The organism is Halobaculum marinum, from assembly GCF_029338555.1.
Lineage (GTDB): Archaea > Halobacteriota > Halobacteria > Halobacteriales > Haloferacaceae > Halobaculum > Halobaculum marinum.
This window is the reverse complement of record NZ_CP119989.1, coordinates 944,111-969,803: the sequence shown is the minus strand read 5'-3', so window position 1 is coordinate 969,803 and position 25,693 is coordinate 944,111. Positions and strand designations below refer to the sequence as shown.

The window sequence follows — 25,693 nt, the reverse complement described above, 5'->3', positions numbered from 1 at the left end:
CGTGTCCCGACCCTCCCGGCTCCCCTCCGAGAGCAAGCGATGCGTTCACATCGGGGCCGTCGACGCGGATGGTCGTGTCCCATGCTTTGCATGCGAGCAGCCCGACCCGCACGACACCGCCAGCCTCGACGTGGGCGGGTCGGTCTGCCGCGGGGCCGTCGAACTCGGGGATGCAGTGTACTGAATCCTGCCTCGTACCGGGTCCGGCTGGGTCGCCCGCGACTGGCACGACGACGGCCGATAGAAGAACGAGGAGGGCCACACAGATCGTGTGTAAACGGACCTTGGAGGGCATCAGCCAATCGTATCATTCACCCCGCATATTTCTTGTGAGGCTGCGCCCCACAGCGTACGATAGTTCACCGCCTCCAGCCAGGGTGAATCGTGAACGAAGACCCGATCAGTCAGGTGACCCCGACACGGACGGTATCGGTAAACTGCACGCCCAACGGGTCGCTGTTCTTGACGACTACGACGACCCGAATCTCGCCGCCGCTACCGACGCGAGCGCAATCGCGACAGCACCGACCGCTCGGACGCCGAGCCCTCCGTCTCTCGCCCGAACGCCAACGGGTCTGACAGGGTGTCGCCGTCGTCGCGCACGACCAGCGCCACCCCGAGCACCAACCGGACGGCGACGAACAGGGCGACGAGGACGACGACGGGCGCCGCCGCCACTCCCCAGTCGGTCGCCAGATCCGAGACGTACGGTAACGCCGGCACGGAGACGGACGCCGACAGCGCCATCGCTGCGCCGACGAGCCGTCCGGGCGTTCCCGACACGATACCCCCCATGTGGATACCGTGCGTGGTCGCTACAGGTGGAAATAGATTTTGTCAACAGATCGTGAAAGAAGGCGCGAGCGGCCCGCAGTCAGTCGATCGGCAGTCGGCGTCGCGTCCGGCGGTTCGACCGCTTCGTGACGTGAACCCACACCACAGAACAGCTTTTGTGTGTCCGTCGGCACGTCGACTCGTGTCCGACGACTGCGATCTCTCGAGTGACCCACTCGCGCAGCGGGTCGCTGTCCGCGACGGCTACGACGACCCGGAGTTGGCCGAGGCGTACCGCCAGCAGCGCGAGACCCACGACGTCGCGGTGGCGTCGCACGTCGACGACCTCGTGGCGGCCCTCGACGCGGGCGACCGCGTCGTCGACGTGGGCTGTGGACAGGGCGTCCCCGTGTTGAACAGACTCCCGTCGGAGGTCGAGGGCGTCGGCGTCGACCTCTCGGCGACGATGCTGGAGACGGCGCGCGAGCGCACCGACGCCGCACTCGTCCGGGGCGACATGACGCGGCTCCCGGTCGCCGACGCGACGGCGGCGGCGGTGACGGCGGTCACCTCGACCATCCACGTCCCCGTCGCCGAACACCCCACCGTGTACGCCGAGTTCGCGCGCGTGCTCGCGCCGGGCGGTCGACTCCTCCTCACGGCCGCGACCGGCGAGGAGGGGTGGGCCGGCGTCAACCCCGACTGGCTCGGCTCCGGCGGGACGATGGCGTGGTCGTTCCCCGGCGTCGACCAGACCCGCGAGCACCTCCGCGCGGCCGGGTTCCGGGTGACCGCCGAACACCACCTCGACGAGACGGTGTCCGACGACGACAGCGACGGTGGGTCCTGGGCCCTCATCGTGGCCGAGTTATCCGAGGAGTGAGGCGGCGCCGAATTCCGCTTGGCCCCGTCGGTACCACGGGACCCGACTCCGGCGCCGCGACAGTCGTTGGATCCCGATGGCAGGTCGGCGCCGGCGCACAGTCGCCTGCCACTCTATACGGGGACGGTCGAACCGGGGGACGCAATGGCGAAAGCTGCATTCGTAATCCTGGCAGGCACAGAGGGGCACGAAGGACTCGGGCGCGTCGTGAACGCGTTGGAGGGCGCCCGCGAGTTCGTCGAGAACGACGACGAGGTCGAGGTGATCTTCGACGGCGCGGGCACTCAGTGGATCGCGGAACTCCCCGACGAGGACCACGACTACCACGACCTGTTCGCGGCCGTCGAGGACGAGGTGTCCGTGTGCGACTACTGCGCGACCGCCTTCGACGTGGACGAGGCCGTCGACGACGCCGGCGTCGCGCGTCTGGCCGACTTCGACGGGCACCCCAGCGTCCACTCGCTCGTCGACGACGACTACCAAGTCCTCACGTTCTGACCGGCGAGTTGGGGTAGCGCGGTGGCGTCACGCAGTCACGACCGCCGTGACGTCGTCGAACAGGCGGCGAACGGGGTCGCGGAGTTCCTCGCCACGGTAGCGGGCCGTCCGAGTCGCCGGGTCGTACTCGACGATACCCGCCTTGTCGAGTTTCGGCAGCGACGCGTGGTGTAACACGGTCGCCAGTCGCTCCGAGTCGGCGGCCACGACGTCGCCCGCGAGTTCCTCGGCGAGTTCCTCCGCGGTCGCGGTGACCCGCAGTGTGTCGTGGAAGTAGCGGATCACCGCCCGGCGCCTCGCATCGGCGAGCGCCGAGAGTAGCTCGTCGATCGTGACCTCGTCGCCAGACCGGTCCGATTGTCTCGCCCCAGACATAACCTCCCAATGTCGACCCGGCTCAATCCGGCTGGTGCCGGAGTTCTCCGGGAGTTTATACGTTTCGAGCGCTCTCTGGGCGACACAGAGCAGAGAGACACACACCCATGATCATCGCGCACTACACCATCGACCACCCGTTCATGCGCCGGACGCTGCGGTCGCTGCCGGATCTCGACGTGAAGTGGGAGGACTCGTACACGGACAACGACGGGCGGATGTGGATGACGGGGTGGTTGAGCGGCGTGCCGACCGACGACGTCGACGCGGTAATCGACGCCGACCCGTCGGTCGGCGACCGGCATCTCCTGACGAAGTCACGCGGGCGGGATCTCTATCGGTTGGACTTCGCCGAGGACTACAAATCGACCAGCACCCGGTCGGTCATCGCGGAGGTCGGCGGCGTCAACGAGGTGATCACCGCCGACGCAGACGGGTGGCAACTCAAGACGCAGTTCCCGAACCGGGAGGCGCTGGAACACGTGTACGGCTTCTGCGCGCGCAACGACATCCCGTTCACCCTCGACCGGATCTACGAGCAGTCGGACCTGTACGACGCCGGCGGCACCACCCTCACCGAGATCCAACACGAGACGCTCGTCGCCGCCGTCGAACTGGGATACCTCGACATCCCGCGTGGGGCGTCGCTCGCCGAGTTGGCCGCGACGCTCGGCGTCTCCGAGAGCGCCGCGTCCGAGCGCTTCCGTCGCGGCACGAAGCGACTGGTCTCAGAGGTGCTCCTCGAGTGAGCCAGTAACGGCGAACAGGGGGCGTGCGCCTATCCGAACAACGCCGCACCGGGTCGCCACCACAGCAGCGCCACGGTGACGACGAACACCAGCGTCGAGGGACCGTACCCCAGCCCCGCGACCGCCGAGACGACGAAGCCGCCGCCGCCGACGACCGCGGTCGCGGCGCCCGCGAGTATCGGCAGCGAACACGAGACACACGAGAACAGCCCCAGCACCCCTGCGACACCCGCGCTCGCCGCGTCGGCGACCGTCCCGTACAGGAGGTACGCCAGGGCGGCGTAGCCGAGCACCTTGGCGGGCATGAGCACCGCGGCGGCGACGCCGACGTTCACCACCAGCGCCGGCCCCCACCCCGGCGGGAGCATCGCGAGCGAGACGCCCGGCGTCGTCCCCGGGGGTGCGACGCCGACGACGCCGCCGAACACCGCGAGCAACAGGGCGTAGCCAGCGGCGACGCCGCCCGCTCGCCGGCGCGTCCGCGCGTCGCTGACGGGCGGGCGGTAGCGCGCGAACACGACGAGCGCGACGTTCACCCAGACGAGTCCGTACAGCGTGAACAGCGGCGAGGACAGGGACGCGTTGGTGAGCGCGAAGTACGCCAGCACCGCCACCAACTCGACGTTGAACACGAGCGCCGCCACCTGTAGCTCTCGGGGGGTGAACGTGAGGTCCAGCGGGCCGGCGGAGACGCCGATGGTTCGAGCGCTCATCTCAGATCGCCAGCGCGTCGACGACGACGGCCAGGAGGACGACGCCGAGGTAGGCGTTCGAGGCGTGGAACGCACGGAACGCCGCCGCCTCGTCGCGCTCGTAGTGGAGGCGGACGATGGTCCACAGGAACACCGCGCCGACGACGACGCCGGCGAACGCGTACAGCCAGTCGAGGCGGCCGAGGCCGACCATCGCGGCGCCCACGGCCAGCGTCGCGCCGAAGTACCAGACGATGTGCCGGCGGGTCGTCGTCTCGCCGCGCACGACCGGCATCATCGGGAAGCCGCCGCGCTCGTAGTCGTCCTTGTACGCGAGCGCGAGGTTGTAGAAGTGCGCCGGCGTCCACAGGAAGATGAGCGCCGCCAGCGCGATACCACCGAGGCCGACCTCGCCGGTGACGGCGGCCCAGCCGATGAGCGCGGGGAGCGCACCAGCGGCGCCGCCGATGACCGTGTTCTGGACGGTGTTCGGCTTGAGGACGAGCGTGTACACCACCGAGTAGAACACGATGGCGACGAGGCCGAGGACCGCCGCGAGGAGGTTCACCCACGCGAACAGGCCGACCGAAATCACCGTGAGCAGGAGGCCGAACGCGACGGCGTTGCGCACGGAGACGAGGTCGACGGCGAGCGGGCGGTCGCTCGTCCGCTGCATCCGACGGTCCACGTCGCGTTCGAGGACGTGGTTGAACGTGCCGGAGGCGCCGATGGAGAGCGCGCCGCCCACGAGCGTCGCCGCGACGACGGGGACGCGGAGGCCGGGGCCGCCCGCGAGCGCCATCGCGGCGCTGGCGACGAGGCACAGCAGCCACATGAGCCGGGGCTTCATCAGCCGGAAGTACGCCGCGGCGGTCAAGCGGGCGCGACGGAGCGGGTCAGCGGTCCAGGCGGGCACGTCGGGTCGGGGACCGTCGTCGATCGGTTCGGCGGCGGGTTCGGGCGCCGGCGTCGCCGAGCGGTCCTCGTCGGGGTCGCCCGTGCGTGCTTCGAGTTCCCACGCGAGCGCCGCGAGCAGGCCGCCGAACACGACGAGTCCGCCCACGAGGTGGAGCGCCGACAGCGTCACCGGGACACCGGCGACGACCGCGACCGGTGCGGTGCCCGCAGTCGCGACGTACGCGCCCAGCACCGACTCGACGGGGTACAGGAGGAACGAGAGCGTCAGGGCCGCGCGGACGCGGGTGCTCGGGCGAGCGCGCCACGCGGCGACGCCCGTCGCGAGCACGAGGAGTCCGACGACCACCGCCACCGCACGGTGGCCGAGCGCGACCCAGCCAGCGGTGTCGGTCGGGAGCGCGAAGCCGTCGCCGCAGGCGGGCCACGCGGCACACGAGGCGGCAGCGTCCGTCACCGCCGTGGTCGCGCCGACCACGAGCAGCAGGTACACGCCCATCGCCGCGGCCGCCAGCAGCGCGGGAAACCGCTTCGATGTCACTACCCGGAGTTGCGTCCGGCGGCATATCAACCCCGCGTTTTCCCGGTTCGCGGCGGTCGGATTCGGGGCCGGCCAGGGCCGAGCGGTGACGTTCCCCGAGAGCGCGTCGCCCACGCGGCGGCAGCGCCGTCATCCGGTGTTTCGGGCGACAACAGTAGGTATTTACGTGGCCGACGCCGACGCCGATGTAATGACGCGTACGCGATTGGGGAGCCTGCTGGTCGGGCTCGTCGGACTGGCGCTTCTGGCGACGCCAGTCGCGGCGCAGCCGTCGACGACCGCGGGGCTCATCAACGGCCTGAACAGTCGGCTACTGTACGTCGCGGTCCCGATCACCATCCTCGTCGAGGTCATTCTCATCTACACCGTCCTGAAGTTCAGGGGCAGCGACGAACCCGCGCCGACGCGGGAGAATCGTCGCCTGGAGATCACCTGGACGGTCGCGACCGCCATCGTCCTCCTGTTCGTCGGCGCCGCCTCCTACGGCGTGATGGCAGACCCAGACGTCACCTTCACCGGCGGTGTCGACGAGATCGACGCCTCCGAGGGCGACGTGCACGTGCAGACGGTCGCCTACCAGTGGAACTGGCGGATGAACTACGAGACGTCGAACATCACCGAACTCACCGCCAGCGACATCGACACGAACGCGATTCCGCAGGCTGAAGGCCTCGAAGGACCGGTGATCGTCGTTCCCGTGGGGCAGGACCTCTACTTCACCACCGCCTCCGACGACGTGCTCCACGGCTTCGCGGTGCCGAAACTGGGGCTGAAGCAGGACGCCATCCCCGGCCAGGAGAACACGATCAAGACCGTCGCCAACGAACCCGGCGTCTACCAGGGCTACTGTACGGAGTACTGTGGCGTCGCCCACTCGAACATGTACTTCAGCGTCATCGTGGTCGAGCAGGACACCTACGACGCGTTCGTCGACCGTCAGACCGGTGGCTCGGACGCGAGCGCCTCGATGACGGCGCCGAGCGGACTGGGCGCGTAAGCGACCGACTCTCTTCTCACCGACCGTCACTCCCCGTGAGCGCCGCGGCGGGTCCGTCGGAGGACGACGTTTGAAGTCGCTCGCCCGCGTCGCTCGACCATGCGCGACGAAGCCGAGATCAGAGAGCAGTACGAGTTCCTCGCCGAGCAACTGGAGTCCGAGGAGATGCGTCACGAGCGCATCCGGCAGATGTTCACCTACTACAAGCGGGCGCTCGGGTGGGTGCTCGAGGAGGAGTATATATAGCGCTCCCCTGAACACCCGGTAGTTTTATCTGACCGCCAGCGGTACGACGGTACGACGCTTCGTCTGGAGGGCCGAAGCGTCAGCGGGGACCGATTCGGGCGGCACGCCGCGGGTTTTTCCGCGGCGTGCCCCCGTTCGTTCTCGGAACCCGATGCCTCGTCTCGCGAGCGACTGCGTTCGGTCGCCGGCGACTCACTTCGGTCGACGACGACTCACTTCGGTCGACGACGACTCACTCCGTCGCGTGGTTCACTCGATACTGAGCCCGGCGTCCGTCCCGGCGCCTTCCTCGCCCTCGTTCCACTCTAGTTCGAACTCGACGCTCAACTCGTCGGGGCCCGACCCCGTCTCGCGCTCGGCTTTCACCTCGAACGTCGCCGACGCGGGCACCTGCATCGTGAGCGAGTCGCCGCCGCCGCCGGAGAGCGTCAACGCGCCGTCGCCGTCGAGTTTCTCGGCGACCGCACGCAGGTGCTCGGCGATGTCGTGGCGGTCCTGTCGCGACTCGGATTTGAACAGCACTTCTTCGGGCATACCGACGGGGACGCTCCCGACCGGTAAAAAGCGGTCGGGCGTTTGCACTACTCGCTGATACGTCAGCCAATGTGTATGTTCGGGGAGAACTTCCGGTGGCCGGCGAGACTGGCCACAGCGTACGGGAATCAGCCGTTTCGCCGGAGCGATGCCGGCATCTTTATTCGGATCCGACAGTAATATCTGACGGGATAGTACCGATGTACGACCTGACTGGGTTCCAACGGGATCTACTGTACGTGATCGCGGGGCAGGACGAACCGCACGGCTTGGCGATCAAAGATGAGTTGGAAGACTACTACGAGAAGGAGATCCACCACGGTCGCCTGTACCCCAACCTCGACACGCTGGTGGACAAAGGGCTGGTCGAGAAGGGCGAGCGCGACCGACGGACGAACTTCTACACGCTCACCCGCCGCGGTCGCCGCGAAATCGACGCGCGCAGAGACTGGGAGTCGCAGTACGTCGACATCGAGGAGTGACCCGCGTCGCGGTCACTCCCCCTCGGGAGCCCCGTCGCCGGGGGCGCCGGTGCCGCCGCTGCCGGCGTCGACCGATTCAGTGACGACCTGCACCTCCTCGGTGAGGTGGGTCGGGTCGACCGCGAACGGGCGGATTGGCTCGCCCGCGAGCAGTTCCGGGAGGACGATCCGGACGAAGTGCACGACGAGCACCAGCAGGATCGGCATGAGGAAGATGCCGTACCAGCCGAACAGGAGCGGCCCGAGCGTGTACGCCAGCATCACGGCGCCGACGTGGAGCGAGCGACCGGAGACGTACGGGCGCAACACGAGGTCGGGGATGGTGTCGACGATGACGAGCGACGCGACCGCGAACGCGAGCACGAACACCAACCCCCCGGTGACGTCGTTGGCCACCGCGCGGACGGCCATGAAGATGGCGACGGGGAAGTACACGAGTTTCATCCCGACGATCGGGATCAGGCTGGCGGCGCCCGCGAGCAGGCCGACGAGTGCGGCCGCCGGGATCGAGCCGCCGGTCGGCGCGAACACGTTGAGCAGCGAGTAGACGATGACACCGATGGTGGCGGTGACGATGGCGTTGAGGATGTTACCGAAGAACACCGACTTGAGGTCGCGGTCGACGGCCAGTCCGTAGGCGTCGATGACGCCCGCCTGGTCGGTGAACTGCACGAGGTACCGGGAGAGGCGGTTGCCGTCGCGCAGGAGGTAGAATGCGATCGCCAGCATCACGAACAGGTGGATGGCGGCGGTGCCGACGAACGCGAGCGTGCCGGCGGCCTGGCCGAGCGAGCCGGCCGCGTCTGCGATCCGGTCGACGGTGACGTACTGCTGCCAATCGATGGTCGCCAACATCGTCGGGTCCGACAGCAGGTCGATCTGCGTCTGGATCGCCGCGACCTGACTCTCCGTCAGCGGCAGGCGGCTCAGGTCGACGACCGCCGTCCCGTTGGCGCCCTGCTGTTGGAGGTTCTGGAGTTGGTTGACGACGATGAGCATCGCGTAGCCGACGAGCAGCAGCGCCGGCAACACCATCGTGAACAGCGCGGTCGCCGCGGCGAGACTCGGCGGCTGGATCCGACGGCGGATCCGGTTGTAGATCGGCCGCGTCGCGTAGTAGATGAAGACGCCGAAGACGAACGTGCCGACGAACGAGTACACGACGAACGTCAGCGCCGCCGCGAGGACGGCGCCGACGCCCCACCATGCGGCGCGTGACCAGTCGACATCGGAGAGGGCCATACGCATCCGGGTCCGCGAAGTGACAAAAGCGTATCGCGCCTCTGACATCCGTGGGACGGATCGCAGCGGCGGCGACGACGACGAACGATTAACTGTCGACGCGTCGATGTGCGCCCATGCAGGGAACAGGCGTCGGGGCGGCGATGGCCGGCCCGCTCGCGACGCCCGCGGTCCGGATCGTGTTGGCCGCCCTCCTCGGCCTGTTCATGGGACTCGAACGGGAGTGGTCGGAGAAGCCCGCCGGCATCCGGACGTTCTCGCTCACGAGCATCGTCGGCTCGGTGTTCGCACTGCTGGCGAGAGACGCCGCCTACGGCGAGGCGCTGTTGGCCGTCGGCGGCGGACTCGTCGTCGTCCAGGGGGTGTTGCTCGCCGTCCAGGGGATGCGGTCGAGCGCCGACCGCGACCCGCTCTCGCTGACGACCGCCGTGTCGCTGCTGGCCGCCTACGGCGTCGGCGCCCTCGTCGCCGCCGGCTACGTGCTGGAGGGGGTGACCGTGGCGTTCGTCTCCTCGGCGCTCCTCGTGTTGAAGCGGGAACTCCACTCGGTCGCCGGCGGCCTGACGCGCCCGGAACTCCGGTCGCTGATCGAGTTCGCGGTGCTGGCGTTCGTCGTCTACCCGCTGTTGCCGCCGGGGGAAGTGACCGTGCTCGGCGTCCCGCTGGAACCCCGCATCGCGTGGCTACTGGTCGTCACGGTCGCCGGCATCGGCATCGGCAACTACGCGCTGGTGCGCACCTACGGCGGTCGCGGCGTCGCGGTGTCGGCGTTCTTCGGCGGGTTCGCCTCCTCGACGGCGGTCGTCGCGACCATGCTCGACCACGCGAGCGAGCGGCCGGCGGCCCGGTCGTACGCGGTCGCCGGCGTGCTGTTGGCGGACGCGGCGATGGCCGTCCGCAACCTCGTCATCGCCGTCGCCTTCACCGTCGGCGCTGGCACCGCGGGACTGGTACAGATCGCCGCTCCACCAGGGGTGCTCGCGGTCGGCGCGGTCGCGGTGTCGGCGTGGATCGCAGACTGGCGCGAACCGGTCGCCGTCGACCTCGCGTCGCCGTTCTCGCTGCGTCGGGTGCTCGGGTTCGGCGTGGTGTTCCTCGCCGTGCTCGCCGCCAGCGCCGTCGCACAGGCGCAGTTCGGCACCGCCGGCCTGTACGCCTCGGCGGTCGCCGCAGGGACGGTGTCGTCCGCCGGCGCGACGACCTCGGCGGTGTTGCTGTACCGCGGCGGCGCGATCGGCGCCGACGAGGCCGCCGTCGCCGTGTTGCTCGCGACCGCCGCGAGCGTCTCCGTCAAGGCCGCGCTGGCGTTCGCCGGTCCGCGCGGATTCGCCCGACGGGTCGCCTTCTACAGCGGCGTGCTCGTCGCGACCGCGGGTGCGGTCGCCGTCGGGACCACGCTGGTGTGACCGACGACCGGCAGCCAGCGACGACCCATTGAACGCAACAGCAACTCGTCGCTGAAAAGTTGGATAGAGACTCAATTCGTACCGCGGCATTTTTTACCCCTACATCGTCACTGTCTCACATGGACCGAGACACCGCCGAGGTCCGGGTCACGGAGATGCCCGGCGAGCGGGCCCGCGAGTGGGCGTCGTACCACCGCGAGGTCGCCGCGACGACGACGTACGTGTACGACTTCGTGTGGGACATCACCGAGGACGCTGAGGGGCCGTTCTGCACCGACGTCGACGGGAACGTCCTGCTGGACTTCACCTCGCACGTCGCCGCCGCGCCGCTCGGGTACAACAACCCCAAGATCATGGACCGGATGGCCGAGTTTGACATGGTCGACCCGACGAAGATCGCAGGGCAGGACTTCTACGTCTCCGACGGCGCCGCCCCCGGCGAGTCCGACCTCCCGGGGCCGGCGGACTTGATGCACGAGTTGACCGACCGCACGAGCCACTACGACCTCGACACCGTCTTCCTCTCGAACTCCGGGGCCGAGGCCGTCGAGAACGCGATCAAGATCTGCTACGACAACTCCGACGGCGGGAAGTACGGCGTCACCTTCGACGGCGCGTTCCACGGGCGCACGCTCGGCGCGCTGTCGCTCAACCGCTCGAAGTCGGTGTACCGCAAGAAGTACCCCGAGGTGCCCGGCGTCCACGACGTCCCGTACTGCGATGACCGCGCGTGCTCGCCCGAGACGTGCTCGTGCGGCTTCTTCGTCGACGACGGCGACACGTCGATCCTCCGCGAGAAACTCGACCCGAAGACGGGCCACGTCAACCCCGAGGAGACGTCCTACATCATCATGGAGCCGATCCAGGGTGAGGGCGGCTACCGGTTCCCCTCGGAGTCGTTCATGCAGGAGGTCGCCGACCTCGCCGCCGAACACGACATCCCGCTGGTCGCCGACGAGATTCAGTCGGGCATGGGCCGCACCGGCGAGATGTGGGGGTCGGACCACTACCCGGTCGAGCCGGACGTGATCACCGGCGCGAAGGGGATGCGCGTCGGCGCGACCATCGCCAACGAGGACACCTTCCCGGACGAGCGCGCCCGCCTCTCGTCGACGTGGGGCGCCGGCGACATCGTCTCCTCGGCGCTGGGCGTGTTCACGCTGCGCGCCATCGACGAGTACGACCTGCTCGACAACGCCGTCGTCCGCGGCGAGCAGTTCAAAGAGACCGTCCGCGACGCCGCGCTCCCGGGCGTCACCGACGTGCGTGGCGAGGGGCTGATGCTCGCCGTCGAGTTCGAGTCGCCCGACCTGCGCGACGACGTGCTCGACGCCGCGCTGAAGCGCGGCCTCCTCACGCTCGCGTGCGGGTCGAAGGTGATCCGGTTCCTCCCGCCGCTGGACGTAACCGAGCGCGAAATCGACATCGGCGCGCGACTGCTGATCGAGGCGACGCGCGCAGTCAACTGAGGTCGGGCCGGCCACCGCCGACCCGACCGATCAGGCCTCGTCCTCCTCGCGTTCGGCCACCGTCTCGCGCTCTTCGTCCTCCGCGAAGAAGTCGAACTCCGCGTCGTTCTCGCCGTCGAAGTAGTCGACCTCCAACACCTCAGACACCGTCCGGCCGAGCGCGTCCAGCTCCTCGTCGACGCCGTTCGCGCCGCCGTCGGGGAACCGGTCGCGCTGGTCGTCGGGCACCGACGGGGCGCGGTAGCCGACGTCGTCTGCGGCGGGGTCCCAGTAGAAGTCGAACGCCTCGAACAAGCCGAGTTCTCGGGTCGTCTCGAACTCCTCGACCGAGAGGAAGGTGTGTTCGGCCCACTCGTCGAACGCGTCGCGCCACGCGCCGGCACGGAGCGCCGTCCGGACCGCCTCGCGCCGGTAGTCGTCCTCGATGTCGGGGTCTTGTGTGCCCAGCGACTCGTAGTCGCCGCGGGGTTGCGGCCCGTGGAGGCTCGGCGGGTCGGGCACGTCGACGTCCAGCGCCATGCTTGCGAGTCGCTCGGCGCGGACAAGGCGCTTGTCACGATTCCAGTCTATCGGAACCGGCCGGGACCGGCGACGGTCGGGGCTACTGCTGGTAGCGCCGCTCGTCGCTCGGCGTCGGAGACTGCGACTGCCCGGTCATCTCGTCGTACGTCATGCCGGAGAGGTACTCGTCGTACGTCACGTCGAACCCCTGTCGGAGGTGGAAGTCGAGGTCACCCGTGTCGAGCGTCCGGCGGAACAGCGCGTGGATGCCGCGGCGGACGAGTTCGTCGCGGTCGGTGCCGAGCGCGGCGGCGAGGAGCGCGAGTTCGTGTTTCGTCTCGCGGTCGAGGGCGACGCCGATTTCGTCGTCGAAGTCGCCGTATTCGTCGGTCACGGCCGCGTCGAGGTCGTCGAGTCCCATGTCCGGGCGGAGTCGCGCGCGCCGGATACTCGTTACGCTCTGGCGGTCTCGTCCTCGTCCGTCCCCGCGTCTGCGGCTTCCGTCACGGCCTCGTCGCACCAGCGGCAGGTCGGCGTACCGGGGTTGCGGATGCCGCAGTGCGGACACTCGTCGGGGCCACCACTCGTGTGCGGCGTCGACCCGGCGCCCGCCCAGAGTCCGCCCACACCCACCAGCACGCCCGCGACCGCGAGACCACGGACGCCGCCGACGGCGAGCGCGAACGCACCGACCACCAGGCCGACGCCCACCGCCGTGAGCGGGTGCATCCGGTCGGTCATCCGTCGAGGTCGGTCCCGCAGTACTCGCAGGTCGCGTCGTCGACGGGGACGCGTGCGCCACAGTCGGGGCAGTTCGTCTTCGCAGTCGGAGACGGTTCGTCGCGGTCACCCGGCTCGTCGGCGGAGTACGCGACGACGAGTCCGCTCGCCGCGACGAGCGTGCCCGTCGCGAGCCACACCATCGGCCCGGCGGCGAGGTAGTACACGAGTACCGCAGGAGCGACCGCGAGGGCGAACCCGGCGAGCAGCGAGCGGAGGACCAGATCCTGTCGCATCGTCGCCACGAACCAGCGGCGGCGACAAAGCGTTTGTGTCGTGGCGTGGACCGAACCGTCAGCGCTTTTCGCCCGGCGGCCCCGTCTCCGACGATGACCGACCACCTCCCAGAGGACCGCGACGCCGTTCGGGAGGCGCTCGTCGCGTGGTACGAGGACGACCACCGCGAGTTCCCGTGGCGCCGCACCGACGACGCCTACCGCATCCTCGTCTCGGAGGTGATGAGCCAGCAGACGCAGTTGTCACGCGTGGAGGAAGCGTACGCCGACTTCCTCGACACCTGGCCGACCGTCTCGGACCTGGCCGACGCAGAGCGCGGCGCGGTCGTCTCGTTCTGGTCGGGCCACTCGCTGGGGTACAACAACCGCGCGAAGTACCTCCACGAGGCGGCGACGCAGGTCGTCGAGGAGTACGACGGCGCGTTCCCGACTGACCCCGACGAGCTACAGGAGCTGATGGGCGTCGGCCCGTACACGGCGAACGCTGTCGCCTCGTTCGCGTTCAACAACGGTGACGCGGTGGTCGACACGAACGTCAAGCGCGTGCTCCACCGCGCGTTCGGCGTCCCCGACGACGACGCGGCGTTCGCCGAGGCGGCGTCGGCGATCATGCCCGCCGGCGAGTCGCGTGTGTGGAACAACGCGATCATGGAACTCGGCGGCGTCGCCTGCGGGCAGTCGCCCGCCTGCGACGAGGCTGGCTGTCCGTGGCGGCGCTGGTGTCGCGCCTACGAGACGGGCGACTTCACCGCACCGGACGTGCCCGAGCAGCCGAGTTTCGAGGGGAGTCGCCGGCAGATGCGCGGGAAGGTCGTCCGCGCACTCGGGAACCACGACGAACTCGCGCTCGACGAGTTGGGGCCGCGCATCCGCGTCGACTACAGCCCCGATGGCGACGGCGAGGGGAGTCGCTCGTGGCTCCGCGGCCTCGTCAACGACCTCGCGGACGACGGCCTCGTCGCCGTCGAGGACGGCGACGGCGAGACGGTCGCGTCGTTGCGCCGGTGACGTAGCGCCTCAGGGAACCTTGATGTACCCGTAGCCGTCGGCTTGCCGGCGCGTCAACTCGCCCATCCCGCTGGAGACGACGTCGACGCCGTAGACGAGTTCGTCCTCGGCGACGTCGCGAGCGGCCAGCGAGTTGGAACAGGCGCACACCTCGATGGTGGGTGCCTCCGGGCTGTTCGTCTCCTCGGGCGTTCGCGCGAGGAGGCCGCGGACGTCGTCGGCGACGGGCGAGTCGGCGCGGACGGCGTGGACGCCGTCGCCGTTGAACACGACGACGAGGCCCGAGAGCGGCACGGTGTCGTCGCCGAGGAGGTTCGCCGCGTTGGCGAGTGCGCGGCGCTGAGCGTCCGGCGCGTCCGCCGAACAGTGCATCGCAGTTCGCATGGGTCGACAGACGCGCCCGCGACGTGTGAACCCGGCACCCGATTCCAGCGGTCGGACGACGCCCGTCGTCCTCGCGATCAGACAGGTCGGCTCGCGGTCCCCCCGGCGTCACGGTACCGGCCGACACGCGTCACGGCGTGTCCCGGAGGCTTGCAACCGTAATCCGTTTATTCGCGCTGGACTGCCGGCGATGTATGCCGACCTGCCAGAACTGCCAATCGTTCGTCACGGAGCGGTACGTCAAGGTGTTCGAACCGGAGGGCGTCAACCAACCCCGGGCGTGTCCCCACTGCGAGGACATGGTTCGGCGCGGCAAGACGGTCCGCGCGAAGAAGAACTGACGGCGGCACGACCGACACGGCGGCGTCGACGCGGCGACGCCGTCAGGCGCAGATCACGTGGGCGTCCGTGTCGTACTGGAGCACGCCGCGCTCGTCCAGCATCGGCAGGTGGACGTGGTGCAGCGAGATTTTCGCGTGTTCGCGGGCGGTGTCGTCTGCGGGGTCGGCGTCGTCCTCGCGGGCGACCACGGCGGCCGCGAGCGCCGCGAGCGAGACCGGCGACTCGCGCGCGGACACGACGGCCAACACGTGTCTGCGGCGCTCGGAGGAGAGCACGCGGTGGCGTTCGGATTCGGAGAGCGTCGTTGTCAGCAGGGATGCGTGACTCGGGTCGCCGTGCATCGGCGGGCCGTCTGCCGACCCCCTCAGCGTCTCGTCGGCTGGCATGAATCTACGAATGGCCCCTCCGTGCCTAAGCCCGGTGCAAAACTGTGTAGGTCCTTCACTCGCGATTGGGGTCTCCGGTAGTGTATCGTGACTACAGGTTTGTTCAATTATACGTTCTCGATGTTGTCGATCCGGTACCGCCTCGGTCCCCGTGGAGTTCCGCCGGCGGAACGTTGACGATGACCGACGCTGAAGGCTGAGCACCATGGGTTCTCACGCACTGTCGGATGCGCTTCGAGAGACGATCGAGGCGTTTCCGACTCGGGGACGACCGATGACGACCCCCGAAGTCGCCGACAGACTCGGTGTGGGACGTCGAACGGTGTACGCGCGGTTGGAGCGGTTGGCGGACGCGGGGCGTGTGGAGACGAAGAAGGTCGGCGCCGGGGGCCGCGTCTGGTGGCGACCGGTCGACCGAGACGGCCCGAGCGAGAGCGAGGGGTCGGAGTTTGACCCCGGGGCGACGAAACGCCAGTACCGGACGGTGCTCGAACACTTCCCGAACGGAGCGATCGCACTCGTCGACCAGGACCTCCGGTACACCTCGTTCGGGGGGACGCCCGAAGGCGACGCCGACGTGACCAGACACGACCTCGTCGGCGAACCGCTCCGGGAGGGACTGCCGCCGTCGCTCGGTCAGGTCGTGATCCCCGGCTACGAGCGGGCGTTGGACGGAGAGACGGCGACGTACGAGGCGACGGTCGACGACGCCGTGTACCAGTTCCACTTCTACCCCGTCCGCGACGACGACGGGACGGTGATCGAGGCGCTTGGGATGTCACAGGAGGTGACGGCCCGGACGCGCTACCACGAGCAACTCGAAGCGCGACTCCGCCAGCAGGAGGCGGTCGCGGCGCTGGGCCAACGAGCGCTCGACTACGACGACCTCGACGACCTGTTCGCGGAGGCCACGCGACTCGTCGCGGACGTGTTGGACGACGACTACTGCAAGGTGCTCGACCTCCACTCCGAGCGAGAGGAACTCCTGTTGCGCGAGGGCGTCGGGTGGGACGACGGAATCGTCGGCTCCGCGACCGTCTCGGCGGTCGAGAACGACTCGCAGGCGGCACACACACTGGCGACCGAGGGTCCGGTGATCGTCGAGGACTTGCACGAGGAGACCCGATTCAGCGGCCCGGATCTGCTCACGTCCCACGACGTGCGGAGCGGCATCTCCACGATCATCGGGTCGGTCGAGTCGCCGTGGGGGATCCTCGGAGTCCACGACACCGAACCGGCGGAGTTGTCCGACCACGACGCGGCGTTCGTCCAGTCGGTCGCCAACGTACTCGCCTCGTCGATCGAGCGGTGGCACCACGAGCGCGAGATCGGCCGCAACCGCCGACAACTGACCGCCCTCAACAGCGTCAACCGCGTGGTCCGGCAGATCACCGAGGCCGTCATCGACCGGTCCACGCGCGAGGCGATCGAGTCGGCGACGTGCGAACGCCTCGCCGTCTCCGAGTCGTACGACTTCGCCTGGGTCGGCGTCGCCGACGCGGCGAGCAAAGAGATCCGCGTCCGCGCCGAGTCCGGCGGCGACGGCTACCTCGAAGACACGCGAATCACGGTCGACCCCGACGACGAACGCGGGAACGGCCCAGCGGGTCGAGCCTACCGAACGGGAGAGATTCAGTTCACCCACGACGCCGCGACGGACCCACAGATGGAGCCGTGGCGCGAGCAGTTCGACGAGCACGGCTGGCGCTCGGCGGCGACGATTCCGATCGTCCACGGGGAGACGGTGTACGGTGTCCTCGCCGTGTACACCGAGCGCGCCGAGGCGTTCGTCGGCCACGAACGGGAGGTGATCGGCAACCTGGGCGAGGTCGTCGGCCACGCCATCGCCTCGGTCGAACGAAAGCGGGCGCTGTTGAGCGACGAGGTCGTCGAGTTGGAGTTCCTCGTCGAGGACGTGTTCGGGCCGACCGGCATCGACGCTCCCGCCGACCCGGTCCACATCCACAACGCCGTCCCGTTGGACGACTCGGAGTACCTCGTCTTCGGCCGGACGACCGCGACGGGGGTCGAGACGTTCGAGATGCTCGTCGACACCCACCCCCAGTACGACCGGCTGGCCGTCCAGTCAGACGGTGACGACCGGCGCTTCGAGGTTGCGGTCTCCGACCTGCCGGTGTTGTCGACACTCGCGGCGATGGGCGGCGCCATCGAGCGCGCCGTCATCGAAGACGGCGACTTCCGGGTCACGATTCAGCTGTCGCCGACCACGGACGCCCGGCAGTTGATCGGCGCGATGCGCGAGACGTACCCGGGCGTGTCGTTGCTGCGACGGGAGCAGGTGTCGAGAGTGAACGAAGGGGTCGACGCGGCGATTCCCGCGCTGACCGACCGACAGCAGACGGCGTTGGTGACCGCGTACCACGCCGGTTACTTCTCGTGGCCCCGCGACGCGACCGCCGAGGAGGTCGCGACGGCGCTGGACATCGCCGCTCCGACGCTCCACCAACACCTCCGGAAAGGTCAACAGAAGGTGTTCGACGCGGTGTTCGACGACCGCGACCCCGATCCAGTCGACGTGCCGGAGCGCTGACCCTTACGGCTCGATCACGAGTTTCCCGAGGAAACTGTCGTTCATCACCGCCATCTGCGCCTCCGACGCCCCCTCCAGGTCGTAGCTGTGGGCGACCGTGACGTCGATGTCGTCGCCCCACAGCGAGGCGACGTCGGCGAGCGCGTCCGCGAGACTCGGGGTGTTGAACATGGACATGAGTTGCAGCGAGAGGTCCTTCCCGCGGGCGGTCGCCGAGTAGGGGAACCCGATCGCTGGGTCGTTCTCGCCGATGCCGACGACGCGAGCGCCCTGGGCGGCGACCTCGGCGTCGAAGCCGAGGTACTCGTCGAGGCGGTGGTCGAGAATCACGTCGACACCGTCGCCGTCGGTGGCGTCCGTCACCGCCTCGGCGAGGTCGCCGCGGTTGTAGTCGAGCACCGCGTCGGCGCCCAGTGCCGCGACCTCCTCGTGGTACCCCTCCGCCGCCGTCGCGATGACGTGGGCGCCGGTCGCGGCGGCGACCTGCACCGCGACGTGGCCGACGCCGCCGGAGCCGCCGTGGATCAGCACGGTCTCGGCTGGTCGGAGGTTCGCGTGCTGGACGAGCGCCCGCCACGCCGTGACGGCGGCGACGCCCGCCCCGCCGGCGGCGACGAGGTCCGCGTCCTCCGGGAGCACCGCGAGCCGGTCGTCGGGCACCGCGACGAACTCGGCGTAGCCGCCGGGCATCGTGCTTGAGAGGCCGGTCGCGAACACGGGGTCGCCGACCTCGACCCCCGCGACAGCCTCGCCCACCTCGACCGCCGTGCCGGCGGCGTCGACGCCCGGGACCGCGGGGAGGCCGTACGGCTCGTACGACCCCTCGCGGAAGTAGGTGTCCACCGGGTTGACGCCCGCCGAGGCCACCTCGACGAGCACCTCGTCGGGCGCTGGGTCGGGTCGGTCGACCTCCTCCACCGTCAGTACCGATTCGTCGCCGTGTTCGTGGAAGCGGACTGCGCGCATACACGACCCGTCCCGCGCCGGCGACTTAACTCCGGCCGGCGTCGGAAGGCCGGTGTGGCGACGACCGGTGGAGTGAAACCGGCCGCCCCGGTAGCGGTCGGGTATGTCCCTCCGGCACGCCGGCGCGACCCTGTTCGGCGCCGGACTGCTCGTCTGGGCGGTCGCGTACGTCGTCCTCGGCCCGGTCGCCGGCTCGACCGAAGTGGCCTGTGTCGACCCCGTCGCGCTCGCCGACTACGCCGTCACCGGCGTGCAGTCGTGGCCGCCGACCCTGACGTACACCGACGGCTGCAACCAGAAGACGCTCCAGCCACTCGTTCTGTGGCCGTTCCTCGCGAGCGTCGCGGGGCTTGGGCTCGCGGGCGTCGGACAGGTGCTCGTCTCGACGGAGTGACTGACACGGGAGACCACAACACCTAATCAGGATCACACGAGTCGCCGACACGTGCCCTCCGCTGACGACCCCTCGACCCGCCGGTCGCTGCACCGACTCGTCGAACACTACACCCCGAACGGTGTGCTCGGCAGACTCCTGTTCGCCAGTGGCGCGGGCGTCGCGACACTGCTCTCGCTGTTCGTCGCCGTCTCTGGTGGCGGTCTCCTCGGCGCGATTGGCTTCGTCGTCGGGAGCATTGCGATGCTGACGGCGGGGGTGCTCGGTCTCGTCGTCCTGTGGCCCGTCTACCTCTCGCTCATCGGCAACGTCGACAGCGCCGCCGACTACCCACAGTCGCCCCGTCGTACCGCCGCCGTCGCCGACGCCGCCGACTCACCCGAGGCGGTGTTGAAGCGCCGGTACGCCGCGGGTGAGATCGACCACGAGGAGTTCGAGGCTCGCCTCGACCGCGTCGTGTCGTCTCGCGACGACCGCCAGACGAGGACCGACGGCGAGTCACGGGACCGAGTGACCGAACACGCTCGGTGACACCGTCTCGGGAGTCGTCGCGGGTCGCCGCCGCGACCGACGCATCGGGACACGCTCGCTCACTGTGGCCGGGTGGTTCGTCGTCGCGTGCCGAGTCGGTCACGAGACGCCCCCGTCACGGTCTCCTGACGCCGTCGGATTCGGAGACCGGAACCGGCGGAATTTAACCCCCAGCGGGGTTGGTATCGAGACGCATGAGACTTCACGAGTACCAGGCGAAGCAGGTCTTCGCCGACGCCGGGATCCCGACCCCGGACTCGCGGCTCGCGTCCACGGTCGAGGAGGTCATGGACGCGGTCGACGACATCGGGTATCCGGCCGCCATCAAGGCGCAGGTCCACGTCGGCGGACGTGGGAAAGCCGGCGGCATCAAGATCGCCACGAGCGAGGAGGAGGCGCGCGAGGCCGCCGAGTCCATCATCGGGATGGATCTCAAGGGCTACGAGGTCGACAAGGTCCTCGTCGAGGCCGGCGTCGACTTCGAGAACGAACTGTACGTCGGCATCACGATGGACCGCGGCGAGGGCGAACCCGTCGCGATGGTGTCGACCGAGGGTGGCGTCGACATTGAGTCGGTCGCCGAGGAGACGCCCGAGAAGATCGCTCGCGAGCACATCGACCCCGCGTTCGGCCTGCACCCGTACCAGGCCCGCAAGGTCGTGTTCGAGGCCGGCATCCCGAAGGACGTCGCGATGGACGTGGCGTCGATCCTCTCGACGCTGTACGACCTGTACGAGTCGAAGGACGCCTCCGAGGTCGAGATCAACCCCGTCATGATCACGTCCGACCGCGAGGTCGTCGCGGCCGACGCCGTCATGAACATCGACGAGGACGCGCTGTTCCGCCAGCCCGAACTCGCCGAGATGGAGGACGAGGCCGCCGGCGACGAGCTGGAGGCGAAGGCCAACGAGTACGGCTTCGACTACGTCCGTCTGTCGGGCAACGTCGGCATCATCGGCAACGGCGCCGGACTCGTGATGACGACGCTCGACCTCGTGGACTACTACGGCGGCGCGCCCGCCAACTTCCTCGACATCGGTGGCGGCGCCAAGGCCGAGCGCGTCACGCAGGCGCTGGACATGGTGTTCGCCGACGAGAACGTCGACAGCGTCGTGTTCAACATCTTCGGCGGCATCACCCGCGGCGACGAGGTCGCCAAGGGGATCAACGAGGCGCTCGAACAGTTCGACGAGATTCCCAAGCCGGTCGTCGTCCGCCTCGCGGGGACGAACGCCGAGGAGGGGATGGAGATCCTCAACAAGGACCTCGTGCAGGTCGAGGGCACCCTTGAGGACGCGGTCCAACGTGCAGTGAAGAACGCAGAGGAGGTGACCCAATGAGTATCTTCGTCGACGACGACACTCGCGTCGTGGTGCAGGGCATCACGGGCGGGGAAGGCAAGTTCCACACCGAACAGATGCTGGAGTACGGCACGAACGTCGTCGCGGGCGCGGTGCCCGGCAAGGGCGGCCAGGAGGTCGCCGGCGTCCCCGTCTACGACACGGTCGACCAGGCCGTCGCCGAGGAGGACGCCGACGCGTCCGTCGTGTTCGTCCCGCCGGCGTTCGCCGGCGACGCCGTCTTCGAGGCGCTCGACACCGACCTCGACCTCGTCGTCGCCATCACCGAGGGCATCCCGACGCAGGACATGGCCAAGGTGAACAAGCGGCTCTCGGAGGTCGACACCCGTCTGCTCGGCCCCAACTGCCCCGGCATCATCACCCCCGGTGAGGCGAAACTGGGTATCCTCCCCGGCAACATCTTCGAGTCCGGCAACGTCGGGCTCGTCTCGCGCTCGGGCACCCTGACGTACCAGGTCGTCTCGAACCTGACCGAGCGCGGCATCGGCCAGACCACCGCCATCGGCATCGGCGGCGACCCGATCATCGGGACCTCCTTCGTCGACGCGCTGGAGGCGTTCGAGGCCGACACCGACACCGACGCGGTCGTCATGTGCGGTGAGATCGGTGGCGAGGACGAGGAGCAGGCCGCGAAGTTCATCGCGGAGAACATGGACACGCCCGTCGCCGGCTTCATCGCCGGCCGCACCGCCCCGCCGGGCAAGCGCATGGGCCACGCCGGCGCCATCGTCTCCGGCTCCGGCACCGGCACCGCCGAGTCGAAGATCGGCGCGCTCAACGACGCGGGCGTCCCCGTCGGCGACACGCCCAACGAGGTCGCCGACCACATCGAGGACTTCCTGTAAGTCCGCCCGCTCGACTCGCTTTTTCTGCTACGCGTCGCGGTCGTCTACGTCGAACGCCTCCCTGACGAGCGCCTCGGTCCCGCGGCGGAGTCGCTCGGAGGCCGACTGCGCCGAGACGCCGAGATCCCCGGCCAGCGACGACAGGTCCGACTCGCGAGGGACGCGGAAGTAGCCCCGCTCGGCGGCGGCCACGAGCGCCTCGCGCTGTTTCGGCGACACCGTCAGGAAGTCGTCGTCGCGCTCGCTCCCGTACAGCCGGGTCAACGAGACGTCGATCCCCTGCTCGCGACAGCGCGCGAAGTACGTCTCCAACTCCTGCCGCCCGGGAAAGCGCATCCGGACGTCGAGGCCCGCGGCGGTCGCCGAGAAGCCTAACCGCGAAGCGCCTACCTCGACGTCGGTGGGGTAGATCACGACCGACGCCGCGCCGTCGATGTCGATCCGGTACAGCCGCCGTCCGTCGAGCGACTCGATGCGCTCCCACTCACAGATCCCGGCGTCGTCGTCGATGCCGGCCTCGAACACGTCGAACGCCTCCCCCTCGGCCCAGAAGAAGACGGTGGGGTGCCGGGGGTCGTCGGCGATCACCTGCTCGGCGGTGAGCGCCATCCCGTCGGCACGGGCGAGGGCGTCGAGCGTGGGAATGTCGGGGTGGACGAGGCGGAACTCGGCGACGATACTCACATTCACCCGTCAACGGTCGGAATACAAATACGACTCGTTCCCGGTCGGCGCACCCGACGCTCATTCGACGCCGAGCGCCCCGGCCAGTTCCGCTCGCGTCACCGTCTCGGCGTCGACCGTCGTCGCGTCGCCGCCGTAGCCGACGCCAGTGGCGACGAGCGCGACGTGCTCGCCAGCGTCGACCGCGCCCGACGCCCGGAGGGTCCGAAGCGCCGCCAGCGGCGTCGCCGACGCCGGTTCGACTCGCAACCCGGCGCCCGCGAGGTCGCACTGGGCGTCACGGATGGCGTCATCGTCGACGGCGACGACCGCACCGCCCGTTGCTCGGGTGGCCGTCAGCGCGCGCGTCCCGCTGGGCGGGTCGGCGTTCGCGATAGAGTACGCGACCGTCTCGCCGACCTCGTCGGCGTCGAGGCGGGTCACGGCGTCCTCGCCGCGCTCGAACGCCCGCGCGACGGGTGCACACGCCGACGCCTGCGCGAAGTACAGGCGCGGCGGGTCGTCGAGCAGGCCCGCGGCGGTTGCTTCGCGCACGGCCTTCCACGCGGCGCTGGCGTGGCCGCCGCTGCTGACCGGCATCACGACCGCGTCGGGCGCGGCGGGTGGTGCGAGGGTACCGTCGCCACCGGTACCGTCGCCGCTGGCCTCGCCCGCGGCGAACGCCCGCAGCAGTTCCAGCGTCGTCGTCTTCTGCCCGGCGACGCGAAGCGGGGAGTCGGAGTTGACGAACTCGACCCCCGCCCGCGGCCCGAGGTCGAGGGCGTCGTAGTACAGTCGACCGTAGTCGCCGTCGACGCGGACGATGCGCGGGCCGTACGCCGCGATCCGTCGGAGTCGCGACGCGGAGATGTCCGCGGGGACGAGCACGACGCAGTCGAGGTCGGCGCCGGCGGCGTGAGCGGCCATCGAGGCGGCCATGTTGCCGTGGGAGACGGTGCCGACCGTGTCGACGCCGCGGGCGACGGCGGCGGCGACGCCGACGGCGCTCCCGCGGTCCTTGAACGACCCCGTCGGGTTGGTGCCCTCCAGTTTCACGTGGACGCGGGCGCCGTCCACGTCGAGACCGGGAGTCCGAACCAGCGGCGTCGCGCCGGCGACCGCCGCGAGCCCACTCGGGGGGCGTTCGACCGGCAGGAGGTCGGCGAACGCCCAGACGCCGTCGCGGTCGGGCCACTCGAAGTCGCCGGGGTCGGTGTCGAACCACAGGGGCTCGCCGCAGTCGCACCGCTGGCCGGCGTCGGATCCGGTCGCCGTCCGACCACAGGCGTAACACGAGCGCATACCGAATGCGCGCGGGCGGCGAGCAAAAACACGAGGGGCGTCGGCGGAGGCAGACGACGGCGGTGGCGGACGATGGTGGCGGCGGGAGGTGTCGGCGACGGCCTGCATCGGGGGTGGTCGATCCCCCGGCGAGCACCCAGCGTCACGGTACCGATCCCCACGCCGTATGCCACTCTTGCACGTTCGGGAGCGACGGACTCTTTCGTCCGCACGAGGAACGTCGACGCACTCCGGCGATTCCTTCGCCGTGAGTATCTCTCTCAGATGAACGCACGCACTACGCTCCCCGCGCTCGTACTGCTCTCCGTGCTGGTCGGCGCCGTCGCCCTCGCAGGCGGCCTCGCCGCCGGCACCGCAACCGCACAGACCGCCAACGACACCGCCAACGCGACTGCCGACATCACCTTCGAGGACCAGGTCGGCGTCGAGGAGGTCACCGTCGACGAGGTGACGCTCTCCGAGGGCGGCTTCCTCGCCGTCTACAACGCCTCGAACGGCCTCGTCGGCCACACCGAGTACCTCGAGGCCGGCACCCACGAGAACCTCACCGTCGAGGTCTCGCCCGCGCTCTCGCGCAGCCAGGTCGTCGTCGCGAAGGCGCACCTGAACGAGGGCGACCAGACGTTCAACGCCTCCGTCGACGACTCCTACACCGACGAGAACGGCCAGGACGTCGCCGACACGGCGTACGTCGCCGACGAGGAGTTCACCCGGACGACCGCCACCGACACGGCGACCACGACCGCCACCGACGCCGCTGAGTCCACCACCGTCGCCGACACCGAGTCGTCGACCGAGACGAGCGGCCCCGGCTTCTCCGCCGTCGCCGCCCTCGTCGCGCTCGTCGGCGCCGCGCTGCTCGCCCGCCGGTAATCGCCCCGACGCGGCGCCGACCGCCGCGACGGGTCGTTCGTCGACTTCGAGTTCGTCCGACTTCCAGTTCGTCCGCGAGTTCGTTCCACTCTCGCCTCGCCAGCGACCGCGCCGCCGACCGCGCGGGCGCCGAACGCGGGATTGAACCCTCGTCACCCGCAACGCAGGGTATGACCGACACCGCCGACGCCGCCGACGACGCCCCAGACGACGACGCGTGGCGTGACCGCCTCGCGGAGATGCGCGCCGAGAAAGACGAGTTCCTCGCGAACGACCCACAGTCGCCGGTCGACCCGGCGCTGCGCGACGACTTCGACGGGCTCGACTACTTCGACCCGGACCCGGCGTATCGCGTCGAGGCCGACGTGACCGTGCACGACGACCCCGACACCGTCGAGTTGACCGTCCGCAACGGCACCGCCGAGCGCTTCCACGAGGTCGCGACGTTCTCGTTCACGCTCCCGAACGCCGAGGGCGAACCGGTCGAACAGACGCTCACCGCGCTGCGCGCGGAAGGGTCGGCGGCGCTGTTCCTCCCGTTCCGCGACAAGACGACCGGCCAGCAGACGTACGACGGCGGCCGGTACATGGACCTGCACCCGGAGGGCGACCTCGACGCCATCGACAGCGTGACGCTCGACTTCAACCTCGCGTACACACCCTTCTGCGCGTTCGCGGACGCGTTCGCCTGCCCGCTGCCGCCGACGGACAACTGGCTGGACGTGGCGATTCCCGCGGGCGAGCGCGACCCCGAACTCAACTGAGTC

General features: G+C 69.5%; 32 protein-coding genes. 17 read left to right on the top strand and 15 right to left on the bottom strand.

The window, feature by feature from the left end:
* Positions 1 to 495: 495 nt before the first annotated feature.
* Positions 496 to 795 carry a hypothetical protein gene (locus tag P0R32_RS05110; protein WP_276238873.1) on the bottom strand — a complete coding sequence of 100 codons (300 nt, stop codon included), beginning with the start codon at positions 793 to 795 and terminating at the stop codon, positions 496 to 498.
* A gap of 181 nt (positions 796 to 976) precedes the next feature.
* Here P0R32_RS05110 and P0R32_RS05105 point away from each other — a divergent pair, with 181 nt between their 5' ends.
* Together P0R32_RS05105 and P0R32_RS05100 are read left to right on the top strand one after the other, a co-directional pair.
* A complete protein-coding gene (locus tag P0R32_RS05105; protein ID WP_276238872.1) occupies positions 977 to 1,657 on the top strand; it encodes a class I SAM-dependent methyltransferase in 681 nt (226 codons plus the stop codon).
* A gap of 144 nt (positions 1,658 to 1,801) precedes the next feature.
* Positions 1,802 to 2,155: a DsrE family protein gene (locus P0R32_RS05100; protein ID WP_276238871.1), complete on the top strand. Its 354-nt coding sequence runs from the start codon at positions 1,802 to 1,804 to the stop codon at positions 2,153 to 2,155.
* A 27-nt stretch (positions 2,156 to 2,182) separates the two neighbouring features.
* Here the strand turns inward: P0R32_RS05100 and P0R32_RS05095 are convergent, their stop codons facing one another.
* Entirely contained in the window at positions 2,183 to 2,530 is a 348-nt protein-coding gene (locus P0R32_RS05095; RefSeq protein ID WP_276238870.1) for a DUF7344 domain-containing protein, read from the bottom strand.
* A gap of 107 nt (positions 2,531 to 2,637) precedes the next feature.
* Between P0R32_RS05095 and P0R32_RS05090 the strand changes: the two genes are divergently transcribed.
* Positions 2,638 to 3,279, top strand: coding sequence for a helix-turn-helix domain-containing protein (locus P0R32_RS05090; RefSeq protein WP_276238869.1), 642 nt, complete (start codon positions 2,638 to 2,640; stop codon positions 3,277 to 3,279).
* A 29-nt stretch (positions 3,280 to 3,308) separates the two neighbouring features.
* Here P0R32_RS05090 and P0R32_RS05085 read toward each other — a convergent pair whose 3' ends face one another.
* Together P0R32_RS05085 and P0R32_RS05080 are read right to left on the bottom strand one after the other, a co-directional pair.
* On the bottom strand, positions 3,309 to 3,992 hold the full coding sequence (locus P0R32_RS05085) for a DUF7546 family protein (protein WP_276238868.1): 684 nt from the start codon (positions 3,990 to 3,992) through the stop codon (positions 3,309 to 3,311).
* A 1-nt stretch (position 3,993) separates the two neighbouring features.
* The gene (locus P0R32_RS05080; protein WP_276239359.1) at positions 3,994 to 5,385 is read right to left on the bottom strand and encodes a heme o synthase; all 1,392 of its coding nucleotides are present in this window, start codon (positions 5,383 to 5,385) and stop codon (positions 3,994 to 3,996) included.
* Between the two features lie 232 nt (positions 5,386 to 5,617).
* Between P0R32_RS05080 and coxB the strand changes: the two genes are divergently transcribed.
* Both coxB and P0R32_RS05070 read left to right on the top strand, forming a co-directional pair.
* The gene (gene coxB / locus P0R32_RS05075) at positions 5,618 to 6,424 is read left to right on the top strand and encodes a cytochrome c oxidase subunit II (protein ID WP_276238867.1); all 807 of its coding nucleotides are present in this window, start codon (positions 5,618 to 5,620) and stop codon (positions 6,422 to 6,424) included.
* A 99-nt stretch (positions 6,425 to 6,523) separates the two neighbouring features.
* The gene (locus P0R32_RS05070) at positions 6,524 to 6,670 is read left to right on the top strand and encodes a DUF8555 family protein (RefSeq protein ID WP_276238866.1); all 147 of its coding nucleotides are present in this window, start codon (positions 6,524 to 6,526) and stop codon (positions 6,668 to 6,670) included.
* A 249-nt stretch (positions 6,671 to 6,919) separates the two neighbouring features.
* Here P0R32_RS05070 and P0R32_RS05065 read toward each other — a convergent pair whose 3' ends face one another.
* A complete protein-coding gene (locus P0R32_RS05065; protein WP_276238865.1) occupies positions 6,920 to 7,204 on the bottom strand; it encodes an amphi-Trp domain-containing protein in 285 nt (94 codons plus the stop codon).
* 200 nt (positions 7,205 to 7,404) lie between these two features.
* Between P0R32_RS05065 and P0R32_RS05060 the strand changes: the two genes are divergently transcribed.
* Positions 7,405 to 7,686 (top strand): PadR family transcriptional regulator, encoded by a 282-nt coding sequence (locus tag P0R32_RS05060; RefSeq protein WP_276238864.1) that lies wholly within the window; start codon positions 7,405 to 7,407, stop codon positions 7,684 to 7,686.
* A 12-nt stretch (positions 7,687 to 7,698) separates the two neighbouring features.
* Here the strand turns inward: P0R32_RS05060 and P0R32_RS05055 are convergent, their stop codons facing one another.
* The gene (locus tag P0R32_RS05055; protein ID WP_276238863.1) at positions 7,699 to 8,928 is read right to left on the bottom strand and encodes an AI-2E family transporter; all 1,230 of its coding nucleotides are present in this window, start codon (positions 8,926 to 8,928) and stop codon (positions 7,699 to 7,701) included.
* A 116-nt stretch (positions 8,929 to 9,044) separates the two neighbouring features.
* Between P0R32_RS05055 and P0R32_RS05050 the strand changes: the two genes are divergently transcribed.
* Together P0R32_RS05050 and P0R32_RS05045 are read left to right on the top strand one after the other, a co-directional pair.
* On the top strand, positions 9,045 to 10,334 hold the full coding sequence (locus tag P0R32_RS05050; protein WP_276238862.1) for an MgtC/SapB family protein: 1,290 nt from the start codon (positions 9,045 to 9,047) through the stop codon (positions 10,332 to 10,334).
* A 119-nt stretch (positions 10,335 to 10,453) separates the two neighbouring features.
* On the top strand, positions 10,454 to 11,803 hold the full coding sequence (locus P0R32_RS05045; protein ID WP_276238861.1) for an aminotransferase class III-fold pyridoxal phosphate-dependent enzyme: 1,350 nt from the start codon (positions 10,454 to 10,456) through the stop codon (positions 11,801 to 11,803).
* A gap of 30 nt (positions 11,804 to 11,833) precedes the next feature.
* Here P0R32_RS05045 and P0R32_RS05040 read toward each other — a convergent pair whose 3' ends face one another.
* The 4 genes from P0R32_RS05040 to P0R32_RS05025 all read right to left on the bottom strand — a co-directional run bounded on the left by P0R32_RS05040 (position 11,834) and on the right by P0R32_RS05025 (position 13,320).
* The gene (locus P0R32_RS05040; protein ID WP_276238860.1) at positions 11,834 to 12,322 is read right to left on the bottom strand and encodes a DUF7992 family protein; all 489 of its coding nucleotides are present in this window, start codon (positions 12,320 to 12,322) and stop codon (positions 11,834 to 11,836) included.
* Positions 12,323 to 12,404: 82 nt separating this feature from the next.
* On the bottom strand, positions 12,405 to 12,725 hold the full coding sequence (locus P0R32_RS05035; protein WP_276238859.1) for a ribbon-helix-helix protein: 321 nt from the start codon (positions 12,723 to 12,725) through the stop codon (positions 12,405 to 12,407).
* A gap of 32 nt (positions 12,726 to 12,757) precedes the next feature.
* A complete protein-coding gene (locus P0R32_RS05030; RefSeq protein WP_276238858.1) occupies positions 12,758 to 13,045 on the bottom strand; it encodes a hypothetical protein in 288 nt (95 codons plus the stop codon).
* Complete coding sequence (locus tag P0R32_RS05025; RefSeq protein ID WP_276238857.1) at positions 13,042 to 13,320, bottom strand: zinc ribbon domain-containing protein; 279 nt, start codon at positions 13,318 to 13,320, stop codon at positions 13,042 to 13,044. Before P0R32_RS05025 ends, P0R32_RS05030 begins: the two co-directional genes overlap by 4 nt.
* Positions 13,321 to 13,413: 93 nt before the next feature.
* Between P0R32_RS05025 and P0R32_RS05020 the strand changes: the two genes are divergently transcribed.
* Positions 13,414 to 14,328, top strand: a complete 915-nt coding sequence (locus P0R32_RS05020) for an HhH-GPD family protein (RefSeq protein ID WP_276238856.1) — start codon at positions 13,414 to 13,416, stop codon at positions 14,326 to 14,328.
* Positions 14,329 to 14,337: 9 nt separating this feature from the next.
* Here P0R32_RS05020 and P0R32_RS05015 read toward each other — a convergent pair whose 3' ends face one another.
* The gene (locus tag P0R32_RS05015; protein WP_276238855.1) at positions 14,338 to 14,712 is read right to left on the bottom strand and encodes a DsrE family protein; all 375 of its coding nucleotides are present in this window, start codon (positions 14,710 to 14,712) and stop codon (positions 14,338 to 14,340) included.
* A gap of 194 nt (positions 14,713 to 14,906) precedes the next feature.
* On the opposite strand from P0R32_RS05015, the gene P0R32_RS05010 reads away from it, so the two are divergent.
* Positions 14,907 to 15,053 carry a DUF7563 family protein gene (locus P0R32_RS05010; RefSeq protein ID WP_276238854.1) on the top strand — a complete coding sequence of 49 codons (147 nt, stop codon included), beginning with the start codon at positions 14,907 to 14,909 and terminating at the stop codon, positions 15,051 to 15,053.
* Between the two features lie 42 nt (positions 15,054 to 15,095).
* On the opposite strand, the gene P0R32_RS05005 is transcribed toward P0R32_RS05010, so the two are convergent.
* A complete protein-coding gene (locus P0R32_RS05005) occupies positions 15,096 to 15,440 on the bottom strand; it encodes a DUF7344 domain-containing protein (protein ID WP_276238853.1) in 345 nt (114 codons plus the stop codon).
* Positions 15,441 to 15,714: 274 nt separating this feature from the next.
* On the opposite strand from P0R32_RS05005, the gene P0R32_RS05000 reads away from it, so the two are divergent.
* Positions 15,715 to 17,991, top strand: a complete 2,277-nt coding sequence (locus tag P0R32_RS05000) for a bacterio-opsin activator domain-containing protein (RefSeq protein ID WP_276238852.1) — start codon at positions 15,715 to 15,717, stop codon at positions 17,989 to 17,991.
* 3 nt (positions 17,992 to 17,994) lie between these two features.
* Here P0R32_RS05000 and P0R32_RS04995 read toward each other — a convergent pair whose 3' ends face one another.
* Positions 17,995 to 18,957 carry an NADPH:quinone reductase gene (locus tag P0R32_RS04995; RefSeq protein ID WP_276238851.1) on the bottom strand — a complete coding sequence of 321 codons (963 nt, stop codon included), beginning with the start codon at positions 18,955 to 18,957 and terminating at the stop codon, positions 17,995 to 17,997.
* A 103-nt stretch (positions 18,958 to 19,060) separates the two neighbouring features.
* Between P0R32_RS04995 and P0R32_RS04990 the strand changes: the two genes are divergently transcribed.
* The 4 genes from P0R32_RS04990 to sucD all read left to right on the top strand — a co-directional run bounded on the left by P0R32_RS04990 (position 19,061) and on the right by sucD (position 22,088).
* Positions 19,061 to 19,351 carry a hypothetical protein gene (locus tag P0R32_RS04990; protein WP_276238850.1) on the top strand — a complete coding sequence of 97 codons (291 nt, stop codon included), beginning with the start codon at positions 19,061 to 19,063 and terminating at the stop codon, positions 19,349 to 19,351.
* A gap of 51 nt (positions 19,352 to 19,402) precedes the next feature.
* Positions 19,403 to 19,882 carry an SHOCT domain-containing protein gene (locus tag P0R32_RS04985; RefSeq protein ID WP_276238849.1) on the top strand — a complete coding sequence of 160 codons (480 nt, stop codon included), beginning with the start codon at positions 19,403 to 19,405 and terminating at the stop codon, positions 19,880 to 19,882.
* A 194-nt stretch (positions 19,883 to 20,076) separates the two neighbouring features.
* Entirely contained in the window at positions 20,077 to 21,222 is a 1,146-nt protein-coding gene (gene sucC, locus P0R32_RS04980) for an ADP-forming succinate--CoA ligase subunit beta (RefSeq protein WP_276238848.1), read from the top strand.
* Complete coding sequence (gene sucD / locus P0R32_RS04975) at positions 21,219 to 22,088, top strand: succinate--CoA ligase subunit alpha (protein ID WP_276238847.1); 870 nt, start codon at positions 21,219 to 21,221, stop codon at positions 22,086 to 22,088. Before sucC ends, sucD begins: the two co-directional genes overlap by 4 nt.
* A 27-nt stretch (positions 22,089 to 22,115) precedes the next feature.
* Here the strand turns inward: sucD and P0R32_RS04970 are convergent, their stop codons facing one another.
* Positions 22,116 to 22,772, bottom strand: coding sequence for a helix-turn-helix domain-containing protein (locus P0R32_RS04970; RefSeq protein ID WP_276238846.1), 657 nt, complete (start codon positions 22,770 to 22,772; stop codon positions 22,116 to 22,118).
* A gap of 60 nt (positions 22,773 to 22,832) precedes the next feature.
* Positions 22,833 to 24,053 (bottom strand): threonine synthase, encoded by a 1,221-nt coding sequence (locus tag P0R32_RS04965; RefSeq protein ID WP_276238845.1) that lies wholly within the window; start codon positions 24,051 to 24,053, stop codon positions 22,833 to 22,835.
* A gap of 264 nt (positions 24,054 to 24,317) precedes the next feature.
* On the opposite strand from P0R32_RS04965, the gene P0R32_RS04960 reads away from it, so the two are divergent.
* Positions 24,318 to 24,926: a DUF7282 domain-containing protein gene (locus P0R32_RS04960; protein ID WP_276238844.1), complete on the top strand. Its 609-nt coding sequence runs from the start codon at positions 24,318 to 24,320 to the stop codon at positions 24,924 to 24,926.
* 170 nt (positions 24,927 to 25,096) lie between these two features.
* Positions 25,097 to 25,690 carry a DUF1684 domain-containing protein gene (locus P0R32_RS04955; protein ID WP_276238843.1) on the top strand — a complete coding sequence of 198 codons (594 nt, stop codon included), beginning with the start codon at positions 25,097 to 25,099 and terminating at the stop codon, positions 25,688 to 25,690.
* Positions 25,691 to 25,693 lie beyond the last annotated feature (3 nt).